The 22,979-nt window shown below is 64.9% G+C and carries 15 protein-coding genes and 1 pseudogene; 9 read left to right on the forward strand and 7 right to left on the reverse strand.

What is annotated here, in order from left to right; all coding sequences use genetic code 11:
• The first annotated feature begins 110 nt into the window (after window positions 1-110).
• The 4 genes and pseudogenes from AC0L58_RS14360 to grxD form a co-directional block, all read left to right on the forward strand.
• On the forward strand, window positions 111-1,355 hold the full coding sequence (locus tag AC0L58_RS14360; protein WP_473684540.1) for an aminotransferase class I/II-fold pyridoxal phosphate-dependent enzyme: 1,245 nt from the start codon (window positions 111-113) through the stop codon (window positions 1,353-1,355).
• Window positions 1,356-1,373: 18 nt separating this feature from the next.
• Window positions 1,374-1,997, forward strand: coding sequence for an SGNH/GDSL hydrolase family protein (locus AC0L58_RS14365; protein ID WP_473684542.1), 624 nt, complete (start codon window positions 1,374-1,376; stop codon window positions 1,995-1,997).
• 156 nt (window positions 1,998-2,153) lie between these two features.
• Window positions 2,154-3,809 carry a 2OG-Fe(II) oxygenase family protein gene (locus tag AC0L58_RS14370; RefSeq protein ID WP_473684544.1) on the forward strand — a complete coding sequence of 552 codons (1,656 nt, stop codon included), beginning with the start codon at window positions 2,154-2,156 and terminating at the stop codon, window positions 3,807-3,809.
• 243 nt (window positions 3,810-4,052) lie between these two features.
• Window positions 4,053-4,655: pseudogene (gene grxD / locus AC0L58_RS14375) on the forward strand (Grx4 family monothiol glutaredoxin); the annotation flags it as partial.
• 49 nt (window positions 4,656-4,704) lie between these two features.
• Here grxD and AC0L58_RS14380 read toward each other — a convergent pair.
• On the reverse strand, window positions 4,705-6,027 hold the full coding sequence (locus AC0L58_RS14380) for an aspartyl/asparaginyl beta-hydroxylase domain-containing protein (RefSeq protein ID WP_473684546.1): 1,323 nt from the start codon (window positions 6,025-6,027) through the stop codon (window positions 4,705-4,707).
• A 331-nt stretch (window positions 6,028-6,358) separates the two neighbouring features.
• Here AC0L58_RS14380 and AC0L58_RS14385 point away from each other — a divergent pair, with 331 nt between their 5' ends.
• Both AC0L58_RS14385 and AC0L58_RS14390 read left to right on the forward strand, forming a co-directional pair.
• Window positions 6,359-7,942 carry a tetratricopeptide repeat-containing sulfotransferase family protein gene (locus AC0L58_RS14385; RefSeq protein WP_473684548.1) on the forward strand — a complete coding sequence of 528 codons (1,584 nt, stop codon included), beginning with the start codon at window positions 6,359-6,361 and terminating at the stop codon, window positions 7,940-7,942.
• A 6-nt stretch (window positions 7,943-7,948) separates the two neighbouring features.
• Window positions 7,949-9,586: a tetratricopeptide repeat-containing sulfotransferase family protein gene (locus AC0L58_RS14390; RefSeq protein WP_473684550.1), complete on the forward strand. Its 1,638-nt coding sequence runs from the start codon at window positions 7,949-7,951 to the stop codon at window positions 9,584-9,586.
• Between the two features lie 10 nt (window positions 9,587-9,596).
• Here AC0L58_RS14390 and AC0L58_RS14395 read toward each other — a convergent pair whose 3' ends face one another.
• The 3 genes from AC0L58_RS14395 to AC0L58_RS14405 all read right to left on the reverse strand — a co-directional run bounded on the left by AC0L58_RS14395 (window position 9,597) and on the right by AC0L58_RS14405 (window position 15,589).
• Window positions 9,597-11,417 carry a tetratricopeptide repeat-containing sulfotransferase family protein gene (locus AC0L58_RS14395; protein ID WP_473684552.1) on the reverse strand — a complete coding sequence of 607 codons (1,821 nt, stop codon included), beginning with the start codon at window positions 11,415-11,417 and terminating at the stop codon, window positions 9,597-9,599.
• An 82-nt stretch (window positions 11,418-11,499) separates the two neighbouring features.
• The gene (locus tag AC0L58_RS14400; RefSeq protein WP_473684554.1) at window positions 11,500-14,433 is read right to left on the reverse strand and encodes a TonB-dependent receptor plug domain-containing protein; all 2,934 of its coding nucleotides are present in this window, start codon (window positions 14,431-14,433) and stop codon (window positions 11,500-11,502) included.
• Window positions 14,434-14,797: 364 nt separating this feature from the next.
• Window positions 14,798-15,589 carry an AMP nucleosidase gene (locus tag AC0L58_RS14405; RefSeq protein ID WP_473684556.1) on the reverse strand — a complete coding sequence of 264 codons (792 nt, stop codon included), beginning with the start codon at window positions 15,587-15,589 and terminating at the stop codon, window positions 14,798-14,800.
• Between the two features lie 187 nt (window positions 15,590-15,776).
• Here AC0L58_RS14405 and AC0L58_RS14410 point away from each other — a divergent pair, with 187 nt between their 5' ends.
• Window positions 15,777-16,721 carry a DegV family protein gene (locus tag AC0L58_RS14410; RefSeq protein ID WP_473684558.1) on the forward strand — a complete coding sequence of 315 codons (945 nt, stop codon included), beginning with the start codon at window positions 15,777-15,779 and terminating at the stop codon, window positions 16,719-16,721.
• Window positions 16,722-16,834: 113 nt separating this feature from the next.
• On the opposite strand, the gene AC0L58_RS14415 is transcribed toward AC0L58_RS14410, so the two are convergent.
• A complete protein-coding gene (locus AC0L58_RS14415) occupies window positions 16,835-17,629 on the reverse strand; it encodes an SDR family oxidoreductase (protein WP_473684560.1) in 795 nt (264 codons plus the stop codon).
• A gap of 97 nt (window positions 17,630-17,726) precedes the next feature.
• Here AC0L58_RS14415 and AC0L58_RS14420 point away from each other — a divergent pair, with 97 nt between their 5' ends.
• Window positions 17,727-17,936: a hypothetical protein gene (locus AC0L58_RS14420; protein WP_473684561.1), complete on the forward strand. Its 210-nt coding sequence runs from the start codon at window positions 17,727-17,729 to the stop codon at window positions 17,934-17,936.
• 114 nt (window positions 17,937-18,050) lie between these two features.
• Here the strand turns inward: AC0L58_RS14420 and sppA are convergent, their stop codons facing one another.
• Together sppA and AC0L58_RS14430 are read right to left on the reverse strand one after the other, a co-directional pair.
• Window positions 18,051-19,901, reverse strand: coding sequence for a signal peptide peptidase SppA (gene sppA, locus AC0L58_RS14425; protein WP_473688750.1), 1,851 nt, complete (start codon window positions 19,899-19,901; stop codon window positions 18,051-18,053).
• Window positions 19,902-19,950: 49 nt separating this feature from the next.
• On the reverse strand, window positions 19,951-21,333 hold the full coding sequence (locus AC0L58_RS14430; protein WP_473684563.1) for an MATE family efflux transporter: 1,383 nt from the start codon (window positions 21,331-21,333) through the stop codon (window positions 19,951-19,953).
• Between the two features lie 102 nt (window positions 21,334-21,435).
• Between AC0L58_RS14430 and AC0L58_RS14435 the strand changes: the two genes are divergently transcribed.
• Complete coding sequence (locus tag AC0L58_RS14435; protein ID WP_473684565.1) at window positions 21,436-22,629, forward strand: DUF3667 domain-containing protein; 1,194 nt, start codon at window positions 21,436-21,438, stop codon at window positions 22,627-22,629.
• Window positions 22,630-22,979 lie beyond the last annotated feature (350 nt).

The raw sequence follows: 22,979 nt of genomic DNA on the forward strand, positions 1-22,979 counted from the left end.
GGCGATGAACCGGCATCGATCCGCACAAAGTCTCGCGTTGCACTGCATCACGCTGCTAGCATCGGCACGTCGGCTGCGGTGCCGGCCCGTGCCCCAGAAGGAAACCGACGTTGTCCCCGATCACGCCCAGTGCGCACCTGGCCGACGTGCGCTATGAAATCCGCGGAGCGCTGACCCGGCGTGCCCGCGAATTGGAAGCTGCCGGTCTCGACATCATCAAGTTGAATATCGGCAATCCTGGCCGTTACGGCTTCGAGGCGCCAGCCCACCTGCGCGAAGCGATCGCCAACCACCTGCACGACAGCGAGGCCTATGGTCACGAACAGGGCCTGGAAACGGCGCGTGAGGCGATTGCCGCCCAGCAGCGCAGCCGCGGTGCGCAGCAGGTCCGGGCCGAACGCATCTTCGTCGGCAACGGCGTCAGCGAGCTGATCGATCTGTCGCTGCGGGCGCTGCTGCAGCCTGGCGACGAGGTATTGTTGCCCAGCCCCGACTATCCGTTGTGGAGCGCGGCCACCATCCTCAACGGCGGCCAGCCTCGCTACTATCGCTGCCTGGCGGAGCAAGGCCATCTGCCTGACCCCGGCGAAGTCGAGGCACAGATCACGCCACGCACGCGCGCACTGGTGCTGATCAACCCGAACAACCCCACCGGCGCGGTGTATCCGCGCGCCTTGCTGCAGCAGCTGGTGGAGGTCGCCGCGCGGCACCACCTGCTGCTGCTTGCCGATGAAATCTACGACGAGATCCTGTACGACGGCGCCAGCTTCCAGCCGCTGGCCGAAATTGCCGGCGAGCTGCCGTGCCTGAGCTTCGGTGGCCTGAGCAAGGTGCATCGCGCCTGCGGCTACCGGGTGGGCTGGATGAGCCTGTCCGGCGACCCCGCACGATCCGCCATTTATCGGGACGCGCTGCAGCTGCTCGCCGCACTGCGGCTGTGCCCCAACGTCACCGCGCAATGGGCGGTCCTGCCCGCGCTGCAGGACGCGCCGACGATTGCGGCGTTGACCAGCACCGGCGGGCGTCTGCACGAGGCACGCGAAACCGTGTTGCGGGGTGTCGCCGCCAGCCGCCATCTGGATCTGGTGGCGCCCGATGGCGCGTTGTACGCCTTTCCGCAGGTGCGTGCCGAACATATCCCGGATTTCGACGACGAGTCGTTCGCGCTGCGCCTGCTGGAGGAGGAATCCGTGCTGGTGGTGCCGGGCAGCAGCTTCAACGTGCCGCGCAGCCGCCATTTTCGCCTGACGCTGCTGCCGCCGCCGGCGCAGTTGAAAGAAGTGTTCGTGCGCATCGAGCGTGTGCTGGTGCGCATGGCGCAGGAGCAGTCCGACTCCACCCGGGCGGTGGCCTGAGCCGCGCCGACATCACCGATGGCTGCCGCGCCCCCGCCGTTGCGCTACCTCGCCCTGGGCGATTCCTACACCATCGGCGAAGCGGTGGCCGCCGAAGCACGCTGGCCGGCGGTGCTGGTGGAGCGCCTGCGCCACGACGGCGTGGTGATCGACGATCCGCAGATCGTGGCAGTCACCGGCTGGACCACCGATGAGCTTGCGCATGGCATGGACCACGCGCCGCTGACGCCGCCGTACGACCTGGTCAGCCTGCAGATCGGCGTCAACAACCAGTATCGCGGCCGATCCCTCGAGAACTATCGCGACGAGTTCGCTGAGCTGCTGGCACGCGCCATGGCCTTGGCCGGCCATCGTCCGGAGCGGGTCGTGGTGGTATCGATCCCCGACTGGGGCGTCACCCGTTTCGCGCGCGAACAAGGCCGCGATCCGGCCGTCATCGCCGCGGCGCTCGACGACTTCAATGCGAGTGCGCAGGAACAGGCTGATCGTGCGAGCGCCCATTTCGTCGACATCACCGCAATCTCGCGCCACCACCCTGACCTGCTGGCTGACGATGGCTTGCACCCCTCGGCGGCACAGTATCGGCTCTGGGTCGAAGCCATCGAAGCCGTGGCTCGCATCTCCTGTCAGCCAGCACCTTGAGTGTCGGCGACCATCCCGCGGGTAACGTCAGGCTGGAACCAGGCACCACCCGATCACTTCGCCGCGCAGCGGGCAAACACCCCATCCGCTCGCCATGACACGGCTCGGCAGTCACCCGGGGATATACTCCCGTGCAAAAAGCCGCGATATTGAATCATGCATGACGAGAGCCCCAATCCCGGGCTGGGCGGGTTGCCACAAGGCGCAGCACGACGCGCCAGTGAGCTGGCGAAGGCCGGCCTCAGCCTGGCCAGTCAAGGTCGACTTCGCGAAGCAGAGGAAGCTTTGCAGCAGGCCCGGCAATGCTTGCCGGGCGATGCGGCGATCGTGTTTGATCTCGCCCGGGTGATCTTGAGCAGCGGACGCGCGGCCGACGCGCTGCAACTGGTCGAACAGACACTTGCCGCATATTCCAACGCACCCAGTCTGCTGCTCCTGCGCGCGCAAATCCTTCTCGGCATGGAACAACCGACGCTGGCCGGGCCGGCATTCGAGCAGGCTATTGCCGCCGATCCGGAAAGCGGTCCGGCGGAACTCGGGCTGGCTATTGCGCTCGGTCAGTCGCGGCAACCGACTGGCAGCGCAGATGCCGTACGGCGAGCGATCAGCAAGGGGACCGACAACGCGGGCGCGCGTTACGTACTGGGTCGGGCGCTGCTGGAGTCCAATCGCTTCGATGAGGCTGAATCCGAGTTTCGGCAGGCGGTGCGGATGCGCCCGGAAGATATCCAGGCACAGACCGCGCTGGCCGAACTGCTGTGGATGCGCACCGGCAAGGCAGACCTGGCCACCATCGAACTCGATGCGGCGCTGGCCAGGAACCCGGGGTTGCAATCGCTTCGGGTGGCCAAGGCGACCTTGCTCGCTGCCGCCGGCGACGCCTCCAGCGCCATGGCCGAACTTGAGCGGGGGCTCTCCCGTTCTGCCAATGATGTGAATTTGCGCCTGGCTGCAGCACGGGTCGCCCTGGGGGCTGATCCAGCGCAAGCGCTTGCTCACGCGGAGCGTGCCTTTCACGCCGCACCACGAAACGGCGCCATCGTGGCGGTCTATGGCGATGCCCTGTTTTGCGCGGGTCGTTTCGTCGAGGCAGAAAAAATTGCCGTGCATGGCATGCAAATCGGCTCCGGCGACAATCATTCGATCGCGCTCCTGCACAGCATCTGGCGGGCGCTGGCTGATCCGCGACGGATGGAATTTTCAGACTACACGACGCTGGTCAGGGCCTGCCAGATCGACACCCCGCCAGGCTGGCCCAGCCTCAGCGCGTATCTTGCGGATCTTGCAGACAGCCTGCATCGACTGCACCAACTGCAGGCGCACCCGGTCGACCAGACCTTGCGCTGCGGCAGCCAGGTGGAGATCCTGTTCGAGCCTTCACAAGACCCTGCGATTGCAGCTTTTGCCCAGGCTATTGACGGACCCATCAAGCGCTACATGGAACTGCTCGGGCATGGCACGGATATCACGCGCCGAAGAAATACCATGCGCTACCGACTCAGCGGCGTGTGGTCGGTGAGATTGAGGCCGCAGGGCCATCACGTAAATCACTTCCACGGAAAGGGCTGGCTTTCTTCCGCCTGCTACATCGAGTTGCCCCCCGCGCTCGGAGCGCGTGGAGGAGAGGGTTGGCTGAAATTCGGCGAACCGTCGTTCGACAGCCCACTCAAGCTCGACCCCGAATACTTCATCAAGCCCGAACCGGGACTTCTTGCACTCTTTCCCTCCTGGATGTGGCACGGCACCGTCCCGTTCCACGGACAACCGGCAGACCGACGGCTGACCATGGCTTTTGATGTGGTGCCGGCCTAGGAGTCTGTCGGACTTTGGTTGGCCGGCCTGCGAATCCGCCTGTGCGGTCCACATTTCCGCCGATTGTTGGCACGTGGAACCACCATGGGCCGGCGAACCGTCGAAAATCTATCCTCGCACAGCCGAATTCTCGCCTCGACCAGCAAAGTCCGACAGGCTCCCAGGGGGTGGGTCGCTTGAAGTCCGACCCGATACCCGCATATCCAGACGGCGTATCATTCGCACTATTTGCCGGAGCGTGTCATGTCCCTCGAACCAACCACCCGCGATCGTATCGAAACCCTGCTCAAGGACCACCGCGTGGTGCTGTTCATGAAGGGCGACCGGCAGCAGCCGATGTGCGGCTTTTCCGCCTCGGCCACCAATACCCTGAACGAGCTGCTCCCCGAGTACCACACGGTCAACGTGCTGGAAGACCCCGAGATTCGCGAGGGAATCAAGCTCTACGGCGAGTGGCCGACCATTCCGCAACTCTACGTGGAAGGCGAACTGGTCGGTGGCGCCGACATCATCAGCCAGATGTACGGCAGCGGCGAACTGCACGCATTGTTCGGCGTGGCCGAGCCCGACCGCACCCCGCCGGAAATCACCATCACCGATGCCGCCGCCGAGGCGATCCGCCAGGGTACGTCGAACGCGCAGGGCGTGGCCTTGCACCTGGAGATCGGGCCGGACCACAGCGCCGGCTTCCAGCTGGCGCCAGCCGGCGCCCATGACATCGTGGCCCATGCCAACGGCCTCGAGGTGCATTTCGACCCGGCCAGTGCCCAGCGCGCCCGCGGCGTGGTGATCGACTGGGTCTCGACCGTGCAGGGCGAAGGGCTCAGCCTGACCTTCCCGGGCGCCAAGTGAGCGGACTTCCGGCACCGCATTGAAGCGGTGGGCGCAAGCGGAATCAGGCTTGCGCCATGGACGATTCGCTGGAGTCGTTGAAATCGCTGATCGCTTCGACCAGATCAGTCACGGCCGCGCGCTCGGCCTCGGTCAGGTCCGGGTTCCAGCTGTCGAAAATCAGCACCACGCGGGTTTCACCGCTGCGATTCCACGCCTCGTGCAGGAAGGTGTCGTCGAAGGTGACGCAGTGCCCGGGGCGCCAGACATGCTCATGCCCGCTCACGTTCAATGCGCAGTTGTCGGGAATGATCAGCGGCAGGTGGGTGACCAGCCGGGTGTTGGTGACACCGCGGTGCGGCAGGATGTGCGTCCCCGGCTTCAAGACCGAGAACAACGTCTCTGGCGCATGGTCGCGGATGCGCACCAGTGGCAACTTGTCCAGGACACCCATCGTGACCGGGCAGGTGGCGCAGTGGTCGTCGTAGCGCTCACCGTGGCGGTAGAAGAAATACGCGTCCCACGCCGCCTGGTGTCCACCCGATGATTCGAGCAAGTCCTTGGTGGCCTCACCGGTCGGACTGCCCAGGAACGGCTCCATGTCCTGACCCTGGTGCAGCAGCGCATCGAGTTCGCCGCGCACCTCGCCGGCCGCCTCTTCCAGCGCATCCAGCCAGGGGAAACGTGCACGTGAGTAGTAGGGCTGGCTGGGAACGCCGGGGAAATACAGAAACTTGGGTTGCTGGCGCGAGTCGGGAATGTTTGCCGGCTGTTCGCCCAGATAGATGGCCAGGCATTGCTCGACCCGCGACAGCTCGGAGGCGCCGTAGCGCTGGCGCAGCGGTTCGAGCACGCCACTGAAGAGCCGGCGGCGCTCGCGATTGACGTAGCCCATCGCGTATTTCACCACCTCGCGCAGCGCAGGTGCCGTGGTTTCGTCGGTCAACCAGCGACCCTGGTTCTGCGCGCTGCGAATGGCGGTATACCAGGCCATGGTTGCCTCATCGACGCGGCCCAGCTGCTCCAGCGCCATGCCCATCTGCAGACGCGCCACGAAGGCCTGCGGCGCCAGTTTCAGTCCGTGTCGGAGCGTGCTTGCCGCCTCGGCGAAATCACCATTGCCCAGCTGCACGGCGCCAAGCAGCTGCAGCAACTCCGCTTGCTCCGGCTCCTGCGCAAGCGCCGCATTCAGCAATTCCCGCGCCGGAACCAGTTCGCCGCGCGCGTAATGGCGATTGGCGAGAAACCGCACCGCCTCGACATCGTGCGGCACCACCTCCAGCAAATGCCGGAAAAACCGCTCGGCCGTATCCGGGTCACGCGCCTGGAGCCGCTCGCGAGCCGCGCGGCGGCAAGCTTCGGGGGTCAATTGATGAGTCTTGTCCATGAACCGATGTCTCGTGATGTGGCCCGGGTCCTGGAGCCTGCCGGACCTGGCTTGGCCGGTCTGCGAATCCACCTGTGTGATCCATATCCCGGCGATTCCTGGTCCATGGAATCACGATGGACCGGCGAATCGTCAGGAATCTGTCCTCACACAGCCGAATTCCCGTCTCGACCACCCAGGCCCGACAGGCTCCCCGAACACGGAGCGGAAGCCAAACGGGCATAATACGCCTTCGTGGCAACTCGATGGTGGGCGGCCGATCATCTGCAGCCGGCGCAGCGACGACAGCTCCGGTGCCCATCGACCAGCAACACCGGATCGTGGAGAAAACATGGCATCGCGGCTGGAAGGACTAACCCCGACCGCAGCGCGCAGCGTGATGGCTGCCGGCGAATCACTGGATGCGGGGCGCGTCGACGAAGCCATCCGCCAACTGTCCGCCATCGGCGGCACAGACGCCAGGCATCCCGAGGTGCTGCGCATGCAGGCGGGCATCCTCAGCATGCGTGGCCAGCATCGCGACGCGCTTGAGCTGATGGGCCAGGCCATCGCAGTGCGTGCGGACGATCCCCTCTACCACAACACCCTCGGCAGCCTGCAAGGCCAGGCCGGCGACTACGATTCGGCGATTGCGTCACTCAGGCGCAGCTGCGCATTGCAGCCTACGCTGGGCATGGCCTGGTACAACCTCGGCGTGATGCTGACCCGCTCGGTACGCAACGACGAGGCGGTAACCGCGCTGCAGCGCGCGGTGGAGCTGGAACCGGACAACATGCTCGCCAGGGCGCTGCTTGCCGACATGTTGCGCATGCAGGGACACGGCGAAGCAGCGGCCGCCGAGTACCGCCGGGTGCTGGCCGAACGGCCGGGTGCGGGCATGGCCTGGTGGGGGCTGGCGGACCTGCGCAGCAGCCAGTTCAGCAGCGATGACATTGCCCGCATGCAAGCCGAGCTGAGCAACCGCGGCAACAGCGACGACGACCTGATCGCGATCGGTTTCGCGCTGGCGGCCGCACACCACGATCATGGGCAGCCTGCCGCCGCGATGCAGGCGCTGGCGCAAGCCAATGCACTGGCCAGGCGCCGCCGGCAGTGGGATCGCAAAGGCTTTTCCGCCGGCGTGAAGGCGCTCAACCAGGCTTTCGATCCGGCACCCGAAGGCGCACCGGGCACGCTGGGCCAGGAAGTCATCTTCATTGTCGGCCTGCCGCGTTCGGGCTCGACCCTGGTCGAGCAGATCCTCGCTTCGCATTCGCAAGTCGAGGGCGCGGGCGAGTTGCCGGACCTGCCCCAGGTGCTGGCCGAGGAGTCGCGACGTCGCGGCCAGCCGTATCCGCAATGGGTGAAGGCGATGCAGCCGGCCGATTGGGAGCGGCTGGGCCGGCGCTACCTCGAGCGGACGGCACACTGGCGACGGCAACGCCCGATGTTCACCGACAAGCTGCCCAGCAACTGGATCTATCTCGGCGCCATCCGCGCCATGCTGCCTGGCGCGCGCATCATCGGTTGCCGGCGTGATCCGCTGGAAACCTGCTTCGCGTGCTATCGGCAGCGGCTGGAGAACAACGAATACACGCGTGATTTCGATGACCTTGCCGGTTTCTGGACGGACTATGATCGCAGCTTGAGCCATTGGCAGCAGCGGTATCCGCAACACGTGCTGGAGTTCCAGCAGGAAGCCCTGCAGGCTAATCCGGCATCGCGGATACGGGCGCTGCTTTCGTTTTGCGACCTGCCGTTCGAGGAAGCCTGCGAACATTTCCATGAAACCAGGCGCGAGGTCCGGTCGCCCAGCGCAAGCCAAGTGCGCCAACCGCTGCGCCGCGACACGTCGCACACCGCGGCTTACGGCGAACTGCTCGATCCACTGCGCAAGGCTCTCGGACTTCCGCCGTGGAACGCCTCGATTCACTGATCGATCATGAGTCCGACCGACAATCGTGATTGCGGTGCCGAGCGGCGCGCGCAGGCCTTGGCCAATCACGATCGCGCCCGGTCACACGAGGCGGCCTGTGCCGAATTGTTGCAGGCTTGGGGCAGCAGTGCCGAGCAGGACTGGTTGACGCTGGTCCGGCACCTGATGCTGCAGCGTGATGGTGGATGCGCGGGCCGCGTGCTCGAGCTCGCCCTGCGCGAACATCCGCGATCCACCGATTTGCAGCTGGCGCATGTCGGACTGCTGATCGAGCGCGGCGAAACGGCCGCGGCCCAGCGGACGCTGCGCGAGCTGGTGGAGATACCTGCTGCCCGGCTCGCCAGCAGTTTCCTGCTGGCACGCCTGCTCAAGGAGCAGGGCCGCATGCAGGCGGCGGCCCGGGTGCTGCGCACTCCATTCGACAGTCCGGGTGGCGACCTGGAGCAACGTATCCAGGCCATCGAGCTGCTGGACGACTGTGGGCGCAAGCAGGAGGCCGCCGCCATCTGCGAAGTGGAGATCGGCGCGGGCTGCGGCGATCCGCGGCTGCATGCGTACGCCGCCATGTTGCTGTCCCAGCTCGGCCAGTTCGATCTGGCACGCGAGCGCTATCTGTTCGTGGCGGCGCACAGCGAACGAGCGCCGGATTGGCACGTCCCGCTGGGCCTGGCCGGACTGCAGCGCTATGCGGATGGCGGCCACCCCGACTTCGCGCTATTTCAGCGCTATCTGGAAACCAGACTGAAGGACGACGCCCGGACCTCGTTGCTGTTCGCCCTGGGCAAGGCCCATGACGACATCGGCGAGTATGGTGAAGCGGCCCGCTTCCTGCGCGAGGCCAACGCCCGGCTTGCCACCGGGGCACGCTGGTCGCGCAAGCTGTGGCGCCGCAGCATCGACATGCGCAGCAAGCGCCGCCTGCCCGAGGTCACCCTTGCCGCGGACCCGGACTGGACCCCCGTGTTCGTGGTCGGCGTACCGCGTTCGGGCACGACGCTGGTGGCGCAGCGCCTGGCCGAGTACCCGTTGGTCTGCCATCGGGGCGAACTGCCGTGGTTGCCTGTACTGGCAGAACGGCTCGACGCTGGCACCGGTGACTACCGCCAACGACTGCAGAAAGCGGCCGCCACGTATGCGGCGCAACTGCGTCAGGACGATGCCGCATCGGCGCACTGGTTCATCGACAAGCAGCCACGCAATTTTCTGCAGGTCGACCTGATTCTGTCCCTGTTTCCGAACGCGCGAATCATCCAGTGCCAGCGAAGCGCGCGCGACACCGCGCTGTCGTTGTGGATGCAATCCTTCCACGATCGCAGCCTGGACTTCGCCTGCGACTTCACCGATATCGCCGCCTATATTCGCGGCGCACGCCAATTGATGGCGCACTGGCAGACACGCTTCCCGGATTCGGTGCGCACGCTCAACTACGAGGACCTGGCGGCTCGGCCGGCTGCCTGTCTTGACGATCTCGCCGCTTGGCTCGGGCTGGCGTCCACGACCGCCCCGCCGGCCGCCAGCAACGACGGTGCGATCAGCACCGCAAGCCTGTGGCAGGCGCGCCAGCCGATCCACACGCGCTCGGTGGATCGTTGGCGTGCCTACGCGCCATTCGTTCCGGAGTTGCTGCAACTCCCGGAGCATTGACAGCCGAGGGTCAGGAGTCGCCCCCTTCCGCGTAACCCCAATGCTCGAGCATGGGTTGCAGAATCGGCAGCGCCGGAGCCAAGGCCTCGCGATAGCGATGCCAGCGATTGAGCCCCTTTCGATTGACCGGCTGGATCACCTGCGTGTAACTGGGCGTGGCGATGTACCCCTTCTCGCGTGCGTGCTTGTCGAAGTTCAGCAACGGCGCCGCATCCTCCAGTCCCAGGAAGTCGCCGATGCGCTGCGTCTGCCGGGCCGGATCGGCCACCAACTCCTCGTAACGCGAAACCAGCACGTCGGGCTTGAACACCTCGACGTGGTGCAACCAGCATTCCATCGCGGCGACGTACGCGCTGGCCAGGCGGTCGATCGACGCACTGGCGGCCGCCAGCACGCTGGCGCGGTAGTTCTGCATGTAGTTGCTGACCAGCACGTCGCATGGATGGCGCAGCGCCAGGATGAATTTCGCCTGGGGAAACAGGCGATGGATCATCGGCAGCCACAGCATGTTCAACGGGTTCTTGTCGACCAGACGCGTGTCCCAGCGTCGCTGAATCTTCGAACAGACCATGCTCAGATAGCCCTTGCGCAGCTCGTCACACGAGTGCTGATCGAGCTTGCCCAGGTCGGCCGGCACCTGAAAGCCTTGATCGCCGAGCTGATCGGAGAGCAGGTTGAAAAACGGGCGCTCATCCATCGACTGCAGGCTCGGATGTGCGTCGAGCATTTGCTCGAGCAGGGTGGTGCCGGAGCGCGGGAATCCGACAATGAAGACGGGGGAGCTGTCGACATCGGGTGCGATCAGGTTCGGCCAGCTTCGGTAGGTTTCCGGCGTCACACGCGCCACGGCGGCGGGCAACAGGGGCGCACCCGGCTCGAAGCGTGCCGGGACGGCTTGCCTGAGCTCCTCCACCTGCAGGGCATGGGCGTTGCCCAGGGCGGCCAGCGCGGCGTCCACGTCACGCAGCTTGTCGCAGGCCTCGCCGAGCGCAAAGTAGTGCGCGAAGTCGTACTCGTGGCGTGGGCCCGCCTGTTCCAGCAGCTGCCGTGCCTGTTCGTAGTCGCCAGCGCGTCCTTCCAGCGCCGCCGAAAGGTGACCGATGTCGCGTTGCTGGCGTTCGTCCAGCTTTTCCGGTCCTTCAAGCACTTCCTGCATCACCGCACGCGCCTGGTCGAGCTGGTTGACGCGTTCGTACACCGCGGCCAGCAGCAGCCTTGCTCCGATCGGGGGCCTGCTTGACCGTGCGCACAAATCCTCCAGCAGCAGGCGGGCCGCATTCGCATCACCCATGACCAGCTTCAGGTCGGCGAGCTCAATCTGCAGGTCGTCTTCCAGCGGCAACCACTCGTGCCAACGTTCGGTCAGCTGATCGGCGCGGTAGTCGCGACAAATCGAGCACGCGCGTGCCGCATGGATACGCGCAGCAGCCGACTCCGGGGCGAGTTCGGTGGCGCGCAACAGAGCGTCTCTTGCGCCGAGGAAGTCCCGCTCCTGCAACTTCAACAGCCCCCGGTTGATCAACTGCTCCGAGTTGTCCGGATCGAGCCGCAGCGAGATGTCGCTGGCGCGCGTGGCTTCGGCAAGCTGGCCGTCCTGGCGCAGTACCGTGGCGTAATTGCCCCAGTGCAACGCGTCATCGGGGCACAGCTCGACCAAACGCGCATAGATCGGCAGGGCTTGGTCGCGCTTTTCCTGCTGCAACAGCGAAATGCCCGTCAACAGCAGGAGGTCCGGATCGTCCGGGCGTCGCTCCAGTGCCTGCCGGCACAGCGCCTCGGCGCGGTCGGGGCGGCCTGTGCGCAAGGCATAAACAATTTCTTCTTGATTCACGGCGGAGGGCACCAAAAAAAGAGCCGCGCAGGAGATCCTGCGCGGCTCGTTGCTACGTGTCAGCCGAAGCTGACGTGAACAATCAGAACTTCACTTCCACGCGGCCCCAGAAGTAACGACCCATCAGGTCGAAGTCGCTGGGATCGGTGTTGGCGTTGAGCGTGTTGTTCGCATACAGGAACGGCGGCTGCTTGTCGGCCAGGTTGTTCACACCGAACGAAACGCGCGTGTTGTACGGCTCGATGTTGTAACCGATCGACACATCGTTGTACATCGTCGAACCGAACTTCATCACGTAGTTGGGGTAGCTCGGGATCGGCGAAGCGGTGTACCCGGGAACCTCGCGGCCCATCTGGAACGCGCCGATGTAGCGAATGCGCCACGAAGCATCCCAGTTACCCAGGTTCCAGTTCAGGAACGCCTTGCCGCGCCAGCGCGGGAACAGGCAGACGCCACCACCGCTGGGGCAGGAAGCCGCTTCCGGCGAACCGTAGAAGCCGAAGTAGCCGGCATCGTGGTAGGTGGCGTTGGCCGCCGTGCCCGGCGCGGTCTGCTGGTCGTAACGGCTCAGGTAGGTGCCGTCCACGCCAACCAGGAAGTTGCCGAAGGAGAACTGCGGCAGCTTGTAGCGCAGCGACACGTCCACACCGCTGGCATCGGTACGACCCAGGTTACCGGTCGGCTCGCCGATCTGGATGATCTGGCCGGGGTCATTCGAGGTCGCCGACTTGCGGGTGATCAGCGGGCAGAACTTGGTAGCGCCGGCGAAGCACTGGTCGAGCACCGTCTGGGCGCCGATCGAGGTGATCGTGTCCTTCAGGTACAGGCGCCAGTAGTCAGCACTGACCGACAGGCCCGGAACCCAGCTCGGCGAATAGACCGCACCGAAGTCGAACGACTTGCCGGTCTCCGGTCCCAGCGGGAAGTTGAAGTAGTTCGAACCGCCCAAGATACCCTTGCTCTGCTGGCCCAGCGACACGTCGGTATTGACGAAGCTGCCGTCCGTCGGCACGCCCACGCAGGCCGGGTTGCCGCCCGTGGTGATGTGGTCGCAGGGGTCGTTGCTGAGCTTCGGTGCGTCACTGAGCGGCGCGCCGAACACGTCACTCGTGGTCGGAGCACGGAACACGTCGGCCACCGTGCCACGCAGCAACAGGTCCTGGATCGGACGGTATTCCACCGCGAACTTGAAGTTGTTGGTGCTGCCGAAGGTGCTGTACTTCGAATAGCGATCACCGATGGTGACGTTCAGCGCCTGGATACCGGGCAGATTGCTCAGCACCGGCACGAACAACTCGGCGTAACCTTCCTTCACGTTGTAACCGCCCTGGATCGGCGAGCTGCACTGGCTGCCCAGGGTGCAGTTGCCGGTCTCCGGGTCAAGCAGCAACACCGGGTCGATCGTGCTGTGCAGGTATTCCTTGCGATAGGAAGCGCCGAGTGCGAGCTGGACCGTACCGGACGGCAGATCGAACAGGCCACCGCTGAGGTTGGCGTCGTACGACTTCTGGATCTGGATCAGGTTGCTGAGGGCTGGCGAAGCGATGCCCTGCAGGACCGCCGTGGAGGCCGGGTCGAACTGGTTGAACGGGTTGAACGGCGTGCAGCTGCCGATGACGTTGCCCGGCGTACCGCACTTCACGACGCCGTCGGTGTCCATGAACGACGGACCCAGGTCCTTGTTCATCTGGTCCACGTTCGGCAGGCCGCGCGTGATCGTGTTCTGCGAGAGGTGGCCGTAGTTGTAACCGGCATTCCAGACCCAGTTCTGGTCGAACACGGTGAAGTCACCCTGCAGACCGGTGGCCACCTGGTCGGTGGTGGTGCCGAAGTTGGCCGAACGGTTGCCCGCAGCGACCAGGCGCTGGCGGTAGTCGTTGCCGTTGGCGTCGAAGTCCACGCCGAACGGGTTGTAGTAGCTGTCCTTGGAGATCTTGCCGCCGTACAGCGAGCCGAACAGCGACGGAGCCAGCTGGAAGCCGGACGCGGTCTTGTTGTGGTAGGCAGTCAGGTACGCCTGGACGTGGTCGCCGAGGTTGTAGGTGCCCTTGATGAAGCCGCTGGTGCGCTCCTGCGGGGTCATCACCAGGTTGACCGTGGCGTAGTTGTACTTGTCGCTGTTACCGAAGCAGTGGTAGTCGGTATTGACGTTCTGACCGCTGGATCCGTGGTTCACGGCGACACGGCTGCAACCGTACTGGGCTGCCAGCGCGGGCGGCAACTGGATGTTGCCGTACGGCGGGAAGCTGGAGCCGCCGACATACGAGTAGATCGCGCTGTTCGGGCTACCGGTGATCGAGACCGAGTTCTTCGCGAAGTCGCGGCTGCCCGCCAACACGGCATCGGTCTTGTTGTAGTCGATGCCACCCATGATGCTGCCCTTGTCGCCGGTCTGACCGAACGTGAAGGTATAGCCGGTGGAGGCACCGTCGTTGCGGTCGGACTCGCCGTAGGTGGCAGAGAACTGCGCGCCCTGGTAGTCCTTCTTGAGGATGAAGTTGACCACGCCGGCGATTGCGTCGGAACCGTAGGTAGCGGACGCGCCGCTGGTCAGCACTTCGACGCGCTCGATCATGTCGACCGGAATCGAGTTCGGGTCGGTGTTCACCACGCGACGACCGTCGACCAGGATCAGGGTGCGCTGGGAACCCAGACCACGCAGGCCGATCGAGCTGCCGCCAGTGCCGCCGGCGTTGTTGACCTGCGGGTTGACCACGCCACCGGTCACGGCCGGCAGTTCCTGCACCAGGTCGCCCACGGTGAGTGCGCCGGTGGCTTTGATCTGCTGTGCGTCCAGAACCACAACCGGGTTCGAGGTTTCAAGGTCGACGCGGCGAATGTTGGAGCCGGTGACCACCACGGTCTGCAGCGTCTGCGCCTTCTGCGCATCGGGCTGATCGTTCTGGTTGCCCGTGTCCTGGGCGAAGGCCGTGCCCGAGGCACCGACCGCGATGACAGCACCCAGCGAAAGCGCCAGGCGAACTGCCGAAGAAAGTTTTGTAACCCCAAGTTTCATTAAGACACCCTCCGGTTAATATTTTTTTCATGGGCCAGAACTGTTTCTGCCCAGGATTGCGACCCAGCCTGTTCCCAGGCCGATGGGTTTCGGACCCATGAACTCCCGATCCGGGCCGATACTAACAGGCAAATAACGCTATGTGAACTGACTTCACACGCTTGCGGTGTTGCCTCTGTTCAGCCCGCATTGCGACTTTTGTTGCCGCTGGGCGAGCTCGCAGGCGCCCTCGAAGGGCTCCCGACACCGCCGTATTCGTTAATTTGGTGTTATTTCAACGGGATGCCGGGCGACGCGCGCCCCCGCCCTGCAAACCGACCGGCGGGGCACCGGCCAGATCGCCGCGAGCCGACTGAAGCGCGCTTCAGTCCAGGTCAGCCTCCGCCTCGAAACGCAAATGCTTCACGCTGCGTCCGTTGCGGCGCACCAGCTTCAGCGCCTCGACGCCGATCCGGATGTGCGCCTCTACATATTGGGCGCTGATGCGCTGGTCGCTGGCCTCGGTCTTCACCCCTTCCGGGACCATCGGCTGGTCGGAGACCAGCAACAACGCGCCGCAGGGGATCCGGTTGGCGAAGCCGGCAGCGAAGATCGTGGCGGTTTCCATGTCCACCGCCATGCAACGGGTGCGGCGCAGGTATTCCTTGAAGGTGTCGTCATGTTCCCATACCCGACGATTGGTGGTGTACACCGTGCCGGTCCAGTAGTCGTGGCCGAGGTCGCGGATCATGGTGGAAACCGCGCGTTGCAACTGGAATGCCGGCAACGCAGGCACCTCCGGTGGCAGATAGTCGTTGCTGGTGCCGTCGCCGCGGATCGCCGCGATGGGCAACACCAGGTCGCCGAGTTGGTTCTTTTTCTTGACCCCGCCGCACTTGCCGAGAAACAGCGCCGCTTGCGGTCCGACCGCACTGAGCAGGTCCATCACGGTGGCGGCATTGGGGCTGCCCATGCCGAAATTGATCAGGGTGATGCCATCTGCCGTGGCGTTCGGCATCGGTCGGTCGCGTCCGCTCACTTCCACCCCGTGCCAGTGGGCAAAAATCTCAACGTATTGGCCGAAGTTGGTGAGAAGGATGTGCTCGCCAAAATCCTCCAGCGCGGTGCCGGTGTAGCGCGGCAGCCAGTTGGCGACGATTTCCTGTTTGCTCTTCATATTTATGGGGTGGCCCAACGGTGGTGATTCGAGTCGTCCGATACCGTGTTCTGACCGGTCCGATCTGTCGGCAACATCATAGACGGATGCCGATGCCCGATACCGTTTCATTGGCAACTTTTGGGCGCCCACTGCAGTCAAACTTTGCGTGCTATGTTTTGCTTGCCAATCATGAGGGGGCGGCGCGATGCGGATCGGTCTGTCAATCGATGCGGCCTGCGACATCTCGCAGGCCTTCCTGGAACAACACGACATCGCGGTGATGCCGATCACGGTGAAGGTCGACAGCGAAACCTTCATGGACGATCGCAGACCGAGCGAGCTGCAGCGTTTCATCGATCGCCGGCTGGGCAGCCGCAGCCATTCGGCCGAGACCGAGCCCTGCCCGGTGGACGAGGTGCAGAAGCTGTTCCTGGAGAAGCTGGTGCTGGAGAAGGACTGCGTGTTCTGCCTGACCATCACCGCTACCCGCAGCCCGATCAATGAGCATGTCAACAAGGCCAGCTTCGGCATCCTGAAGAACTACCGGCAGGTTCGCGACGAAGCTGGCGTGCCCGGTCCGTTCATGATGCGCGTGGTCGATACGCGCAATATTTTCGCGGGTGCGGCGCCGGCCATCTACGAGGCGACCCGGCTGATCGCGGCCGGCGAAACGCCAGCGACGATCCGCGAACGGCTGCTGCATATCGCCAATCACAGCTACGGGTACATGCTGCCGCGCGACCTCTACTACATCCGTGCACGCGCCAAGAAGAAAAATGATCGCAGCGTCAGTCTGGTTACCGCCATGCTGGGCTCGGCGCTGGACATCAAGCCGATCCTGCGCTGCTTCCGTGGCGAAACCGGCCCGGTGGGCAAGGTGCGCGGCTTCGACCAGGGCGCGGAAGCGCTGTTCAACTACGCCGCCAAGCGGGTCCGGGATGGACTGCTGGTGCCCGTCGTCTGCGTGAGCTATGGCGGCGACTTGAATGTGCTCACCCATCTGCCAGGCTATGCAGGGTTGCGCGAGGCTTGCGCGGAGTGCGGCGTGGAGCTGATGGAGGCACCGATGAGCATCACCGGCATGGTCAACGTGGGTGAGGGTGCGGTGACCCTGGGGCTGGCCGCTGAAGATCACGAGCCGGCGTTCTGAGTCCGGACGCTGAGCTGCTCCCCCGATCCCGCCTTGTATCGATGCGGAAAGTCGGCGGGCAGAGCCCGCCCTACGGCGCAATGCAGGGCGGGCTGTGCCCGCCGGCTCTCGCTTCAGAATCCGTAATTCAGAAAGCCGCCATCCACCGCCAGCACCTGGCCGGTGATGTAGCCGGCCGCCGGCAGACACAGGAAGGCGATCGCCGCCGCCACGTCCTCGGGCTCGCCGATTCGCCTCAGCGGCGTGTGCTCGAGCACCTCGTCGAGATAGTCGGGGTCGGCCAGTGCCGGTTCGGAGCGCTGGGTGCGGATGTACCACGGCGCCACCGCGTTGACGCGAATGCCATCCATTGCCCATTCGGCGGCGAGATTGCGGGTCAGCTGGTGCAGCGCCGCCTTGCTCATGCCGTAGGGCGAGCCGGTGCGCACGTGGGTCATGGCCGATACCGAACCCACGTTGACGATGGCGGTGTTGGCGTGCTGCTTCAGGTGCGGATGCGCCAGCCGGCACATCTCGAAGGCGGAGAACAGGTTTTGCTCGAAGATCGCGCGATAGTCCGCGCCGCTGTAATCCAGCGTGGCTCCAGGTTGGTTGCCACCCGCGTTGTTGATCAGCAGCGACACCGAGGCGCCGAGGTCGGCGATCCAGTCGAACACCGCCAATCGGTCCTCCGGCTCGGTCAGATCCGCGCCGAAGGCCAGGATCGACACCTCGGGGAAATCATCGGCCAGCTCCAGCCGCACCTGTTCCAGGTAATCCTCGTCGCGGGCCACCAGCAGCAGCTCGGCGCCCAATCCGGCCAGCTCGCGCGCGGTCGCCAGGCCGATGCCCTTGCTGGCCCCGGTGATCAGGGCGGTGTGCCCGTGCAGTTGCCAGGCATCGAGGCGGCTGTTTGGATGAGGGTTCATGCGCTGAGCTTAGCAACGTCGCTGCGATCGCGCGCGAGACTTGCCGGCACGCCGGTCTGGCACGACACTCGGGCATCTACCTGCCGGGAGTATTGTCATGAAGTCGCTGCCGATCCTGCTGTGCGTACTTGCCCTGGCCGCCTGTTCCAGCAAGCCGCCGGAGCCGAAAGCGAAGGCCAAGGCTGCCGACGTTGCCACGCCGTGGGACGCCATGAAGGCGGACGAACAGCGCGCGAAGGATGTGCAGAAGGTGGTCGACAAGCAGGCCGAAGAGCAGCGCAAGCAGATCGAGGCCCAGCAACAATAACCGCGCGCAGGCTGCCTTTCCCGCAAAGACGGTGTCGCGCGTCGGGCGGGCAGTGCCCGCCGGCTCTCGGGCGCGAGGCAAATGGCGGGCAGTGCCCGCCCTACCGGTATCGATTCAGCGTGGCGCGCACAGGCAATCGGCGTAAATGTTGGGCTTGCCGGCCTTGGCGTTGCGCAGCAGCTGCAGTTCCGGCGCCAGCGCCGGCAGTTGCGCAACCCAACGCGGCAGGCGCACGCCCCACGAGTGCACCAGCTGCATGCTGGCGCTGTGGTTCATGTTGATCAGGAAGCGCTCGAAGCCGCTGACCGGCGCCTCCTCGTAGCGCACCGGGTAGTCCTCGCCCAACTTGGCCAGCTTCGCCGCATCGGCCACGGCCGCATCGAGCCCGCCGAGCTGATCGACCAGCCCGCGCGCCAGGGCCTGTCGCCCGGTCCAGACGCGCCCCTGGGCAATCGCATCGATGGCCTGGTAGCTCTTGCCACGTGCCTTGGCGACACCGCCGACGAAATCGCGATAGCCCTTGTCGATGATCGCCTGGATCACGCTGCCCACCTTCGGATCCAGCGGCCGGGTGATGTCGAATGCACCGGCCATCGGGCCGGTAGCGACGCCGTCGCTCTGGATACCGAGCTTGGCCAGCGTGTTGGGCACCGTGTAGTACATGCCGAAAATGCCGATCGAGCCGGTGATCGTGTTCGGCTCGGCGAAGATGCGATCGGCATTCATCGAGATCCAGTAGCCACCGCTGGCCGCCACGTCGCCCATCGACACCACCACCGGAATGCCGGCCGCGCGGGTCAGCTCGACCTCGCGCCGAATCTGCTCGGCCGCGTAGACTTCGCCACCGGGCGAATTGACCCGGAGTACCAGCGCCTTGGTGCGCTTGTCCTCGCGCACGGCGCGAATCAGCGCCGCCGTGGATTCACCCCCGATCGAGCCAGGCGGACGCTTGCCGCCGACCATCTCGCCTTCAGCCACGACGATCGTCACGCCGGGCGCGAGCAGCTTGCCTTCACGCGGCAGGCTGGCGACATAGCGTTCCAGGCCGACCTGGCGGAAGCCCTCATTCTTGAGTCCCGCCGGCACGCCCTGATTGCGCATCATCGCCACCAGCTCGGCGCGCGTCGCGGTGCCATCAATCAGATGCTCGTTCAGCGCCAGCTGGGCCAGGTCTCCCCGGGTGCTGGCGATATGCTGCGGCAAGTTGTCGATGTTGTCGCGCAAGGTCGCCGGAGCGATCTTGCGCAAGCTGGCCACTTCGTCCAGATACCCGTCCCACAGACCGCCCAGCCAGTAGCTGTCGGCCTCCTTCGCCTCGGCCGAGGCATGGTCGAGTATGTACGGCTCGGCGGCGCTCTTGAATTCGCCGACGCGGAACAGGTGTACGTCGACGCCGAGCTTGTCGAGCAGATCCTTGTAGAACAGCCGGTAGTTGGCCAAGCCGGTGATCATCACCCCACCCTGCGGGTCGACCAACAGACGATCGGCGTGCGCGGCGAGGTAATACTGGCTCTGATCCAGGTCCACGCCCCAGGCAATCACCGGCTTGCCGGCAGCGCGGAAGCGATCGAGCGCGGCACCCACCTCGCGCAGCGCCGCAAAACCGCCACCCTGCAAGTCGCCCGGCAGCAGCAGAATGCGGCTGATCCGCTTGTCCTTGGCAGCGGCGTCGATGGCTCCGATCAGGTCGCGCAGTTGCACCTGCTTCACTTCATCGCCGGAGAAGTTGGACAACGCGCGCTGCCAGGGCGCCGCGCTGTACTGTTCGACCAGTTGCCCCTGCGGCTTGAGCACCAGCACGCTGTCTGGCTGCACGGCATGGTCGCCATCGACGCTGACAGCAACCACCAGCAGCAGCACGATGAACAGGAACGCGAAAAAGACCAGGTTGATGATCACCAGGCGGGTGATGTTGAGCCCGCGCGCCAGACTGTGCAGGGCGCTCCGACGGCGTGGCGGCGGCAAGGGTGGAATCATGGACGGGTTCCTGAAGTCATGCGCCAAGCGTAGCCGGTCATGCCGGCGCGGTCATGCCCGTCGGACGCCAACGCTGTTTCCAGGCACTGCGCCAGAAGCGCGTGAACAACATCACGGCAGCCACCGACAGCCCCGCGATCAAGCCCACCCACATGCCACGTGCACCCATGTCGTGGTGAAAGGCCAGCCACCAGCCCACCGGCATGCCGACGACCCAGTACGCAAACAGGGTGATCGCCATCGGCACGCGCGTATCCTTGAGCCCGCGCAAGGCACCGTTGGCCGCAACCTGGATGCCGTCGGAAAACTGGAACAGCCCGGCCAGCATGATCAACTGCGCAGCCAGCGTGATCACCTTGGGATCATGCGTGTACAGCACCGCGATGTAGTACGGCAGGCACAACATCAGGCTGGCCGAGAACAGCTGGGTGATCAGGGTCAGCCCGATCCCGACGAAGCCGGCATAGCGCACGCCACGCTCGTCACCGCGCCCCACCGCATTGCCCACGCGCACCGTGATCGCCATCGCCAGGCCCAGCGGAATCATGAAGAACAACGAGGCGATATTGACCGCCACCTGGTGGCTGGCGATCACGTCCTCGCCCAGGGTGGCGATGATCAGCGCCGTAGCCACGAACAAACCGGCTTCGGCCAGCAGGCTCACCGCCATCGGCAAGCCGATATGCATCAGCTGACCGATCCGGCGCAGGTCGGGCCACTCGAAGCGCTCGAACAAGCCCAGACCACGGTAGTGGCGCCGAAACATCACGTAGCAGCCGAATGCCAGCATCTCCAGCCACAACACGATCGCCGTGGCCATGCCGCAACCGTGCGCGCCTTGCGGCGGGATACCCAGTTTGCCGAACATAAGCACGTAGCCCAGTGGCACCAGCAGCACCAGCCCGCCCAGGCTGAAGTACATCGACGGCCGGGTCAGCGACAGTCCCTCGGACAGCCCGCGCAGCGCGAAATAGCAGGTCAACGCCGGGGCGCCCCAGCTGATCGCCAGCAGGAACCGCTGAACGTCATGGCGCAGGCTCGGCGTCACGCCAATGAAATCGATCAGCGGCGCCGCGTGGCGTACCGCAAACCACAACAGAGCGCCCATGCCCAGCGCCAGCCACAAGGCCTGGTGGAACACCGCGCCGACTTCTGCACGCCGTCCGCCGCCATCCAGTTGCGCCACCGACGGGGGCACCGCCATCATCATGCCGATTCCGCTGACGATCGCCAGCGACCAGATGCTGGCGCCCACCGCCACGGCGCCCAGCACATGCGCGCTGACGTGCCCGGCCAGCACCGCATCGATCACGTTGCTGCCGATCGCTGCCAGCTGGGCGAGAATCAAGGGTAGCGCGAGGCTCAAGGTAGCGCGCATTTCATGCAGCAAACGCATGCGCTCGGGGCGAAAGGGGTTCATGGCACAGCAGACTCCAGGGGCGGGCATTCTACCTGAGCCCGTGGCCGCGCCTTCGGGCGCTTGGGCCTGTGCGAAGATTTGTCGCCTTGAACGGACACTCCCATGACGCAATCACTGGTGCCCCCGCTCCCCCGATACTGCGCCAACTGCGGCGCCCTGCTGCAAGGGGATTTCTGTCACGCGTGCGGGCAATCCACACGCAGCGTGTTGCGACCCGTGCACGGCATGCTCGAGGACACCCTGGACCTGGTAATCAACTGGGATGGCCGCGTGGTGCATACGTTGCCACCGCTGCTGCTGCGACCCGGCTTCCTGACCATGGAATATTTCGCCGGCCGCCGCGTTCGCTATCTGGCGCCGTTCCGCACCATGTTCCTTCTGTGCCTCGCCGCTTTCTTCCTGCTCCCGATGACACTGGATGTCGGTGACGCTCCGGACGCCCCGGTCCATGTGACAGTGGCCGGCGCGAGCTTCCAGAACGCGAAAACTCCAGCCGAGGTAGATCGCCTGCTGCGCAAGGAGCTGAAGCAGTTTGCACCTACCGAGCAGATCCCAGTGGTCGGTTCGCTGGCCAGCGCGCAATTGGCCCAGGCGCGCCTGCAACTGACCCGCGAGGCGATGCAGCGCCGCATCGCACTGGGTGACACCACCGCCGTGGTACCGCAAACGGTCGCCGACCTGCCCACGCTGCCAGCCTCGCGGGTGCCCTCCGAAGCGGCTCGACGCAACCCCCTGGACATGGCCTGGGATGCGCAGAAGTATCCGGTGCAGGTGAGTTGGCTGCCCGACTTTCTCAATAGGCGGATGAACCGGTCGCTGCAGCGCATGCACGACAACCTCGCCGCCATGAAGGGGCCGGGCGATCATTCGGCGATCCAGGCGCGCCTGGTGAACCAGGTCTTCGCCGCCCTGCCGGGAACGATGTTCTTCATGCTTCCTGCATTCGCGCTGCTGCTCAAGCTGATGTACCTGTTTCGCCGCCGCTTGTACGTCGAACACTTGATCGTGGCGCTGCACAGCCACGCCTTCCTTTTTCTCAGCCTGTTGCTGGGCACGCTGCTTTCCCTGCTGGGCGCAGCCCTGAAACCGCACGCATCCTGGGTATCCACACCGGTGGATCTGTTGATCGCGGCGCTGTGGCTGTGGGCTCCGATCTACCTGTTGCTCATGCAGAAGCGCGTCTACCGCCAAGGTTGGCCCATGACGATCCTGAAATACTTGTTCATCGGCGTGTGCTACTGCTTCCTGCTGGCGTTCGCCATCCTTGGTGCCGGCGCGCTGGGGCTGGCGGAGTGAAGGCAGCTCGTGAACGCCATATTTGACCTTCTAGCAGGTTCGCCTCGAGCGGTTTTGCACAGCGTCAACAGGCTGTCAAGCGCCGCGGAGGCAATTTGACGTTTGTGTGAACGGGAGCTGATGGTGATTTTCAACATATTGATTCTAAAGGCTTTATTTACCTGACGAAAACATGGCCAAGCCGTCGGAGAGGGCGCCACGGCGCGCTTCGCGGGCCGCCCTCCCCGACGCATCCACAGACTTATCCACAGCGGTTGTGGATAAGCTCGAAAAGCCCATGGGCAGAGCAACTTACTCGAATTATCTCGACTTGCGAGGAGCAAAGTCGCGCAACTTCTCCTGCGTCGGGC

The organism is Rhodanobacter sp. G2-10 (genome assembly GCF_055809185.1).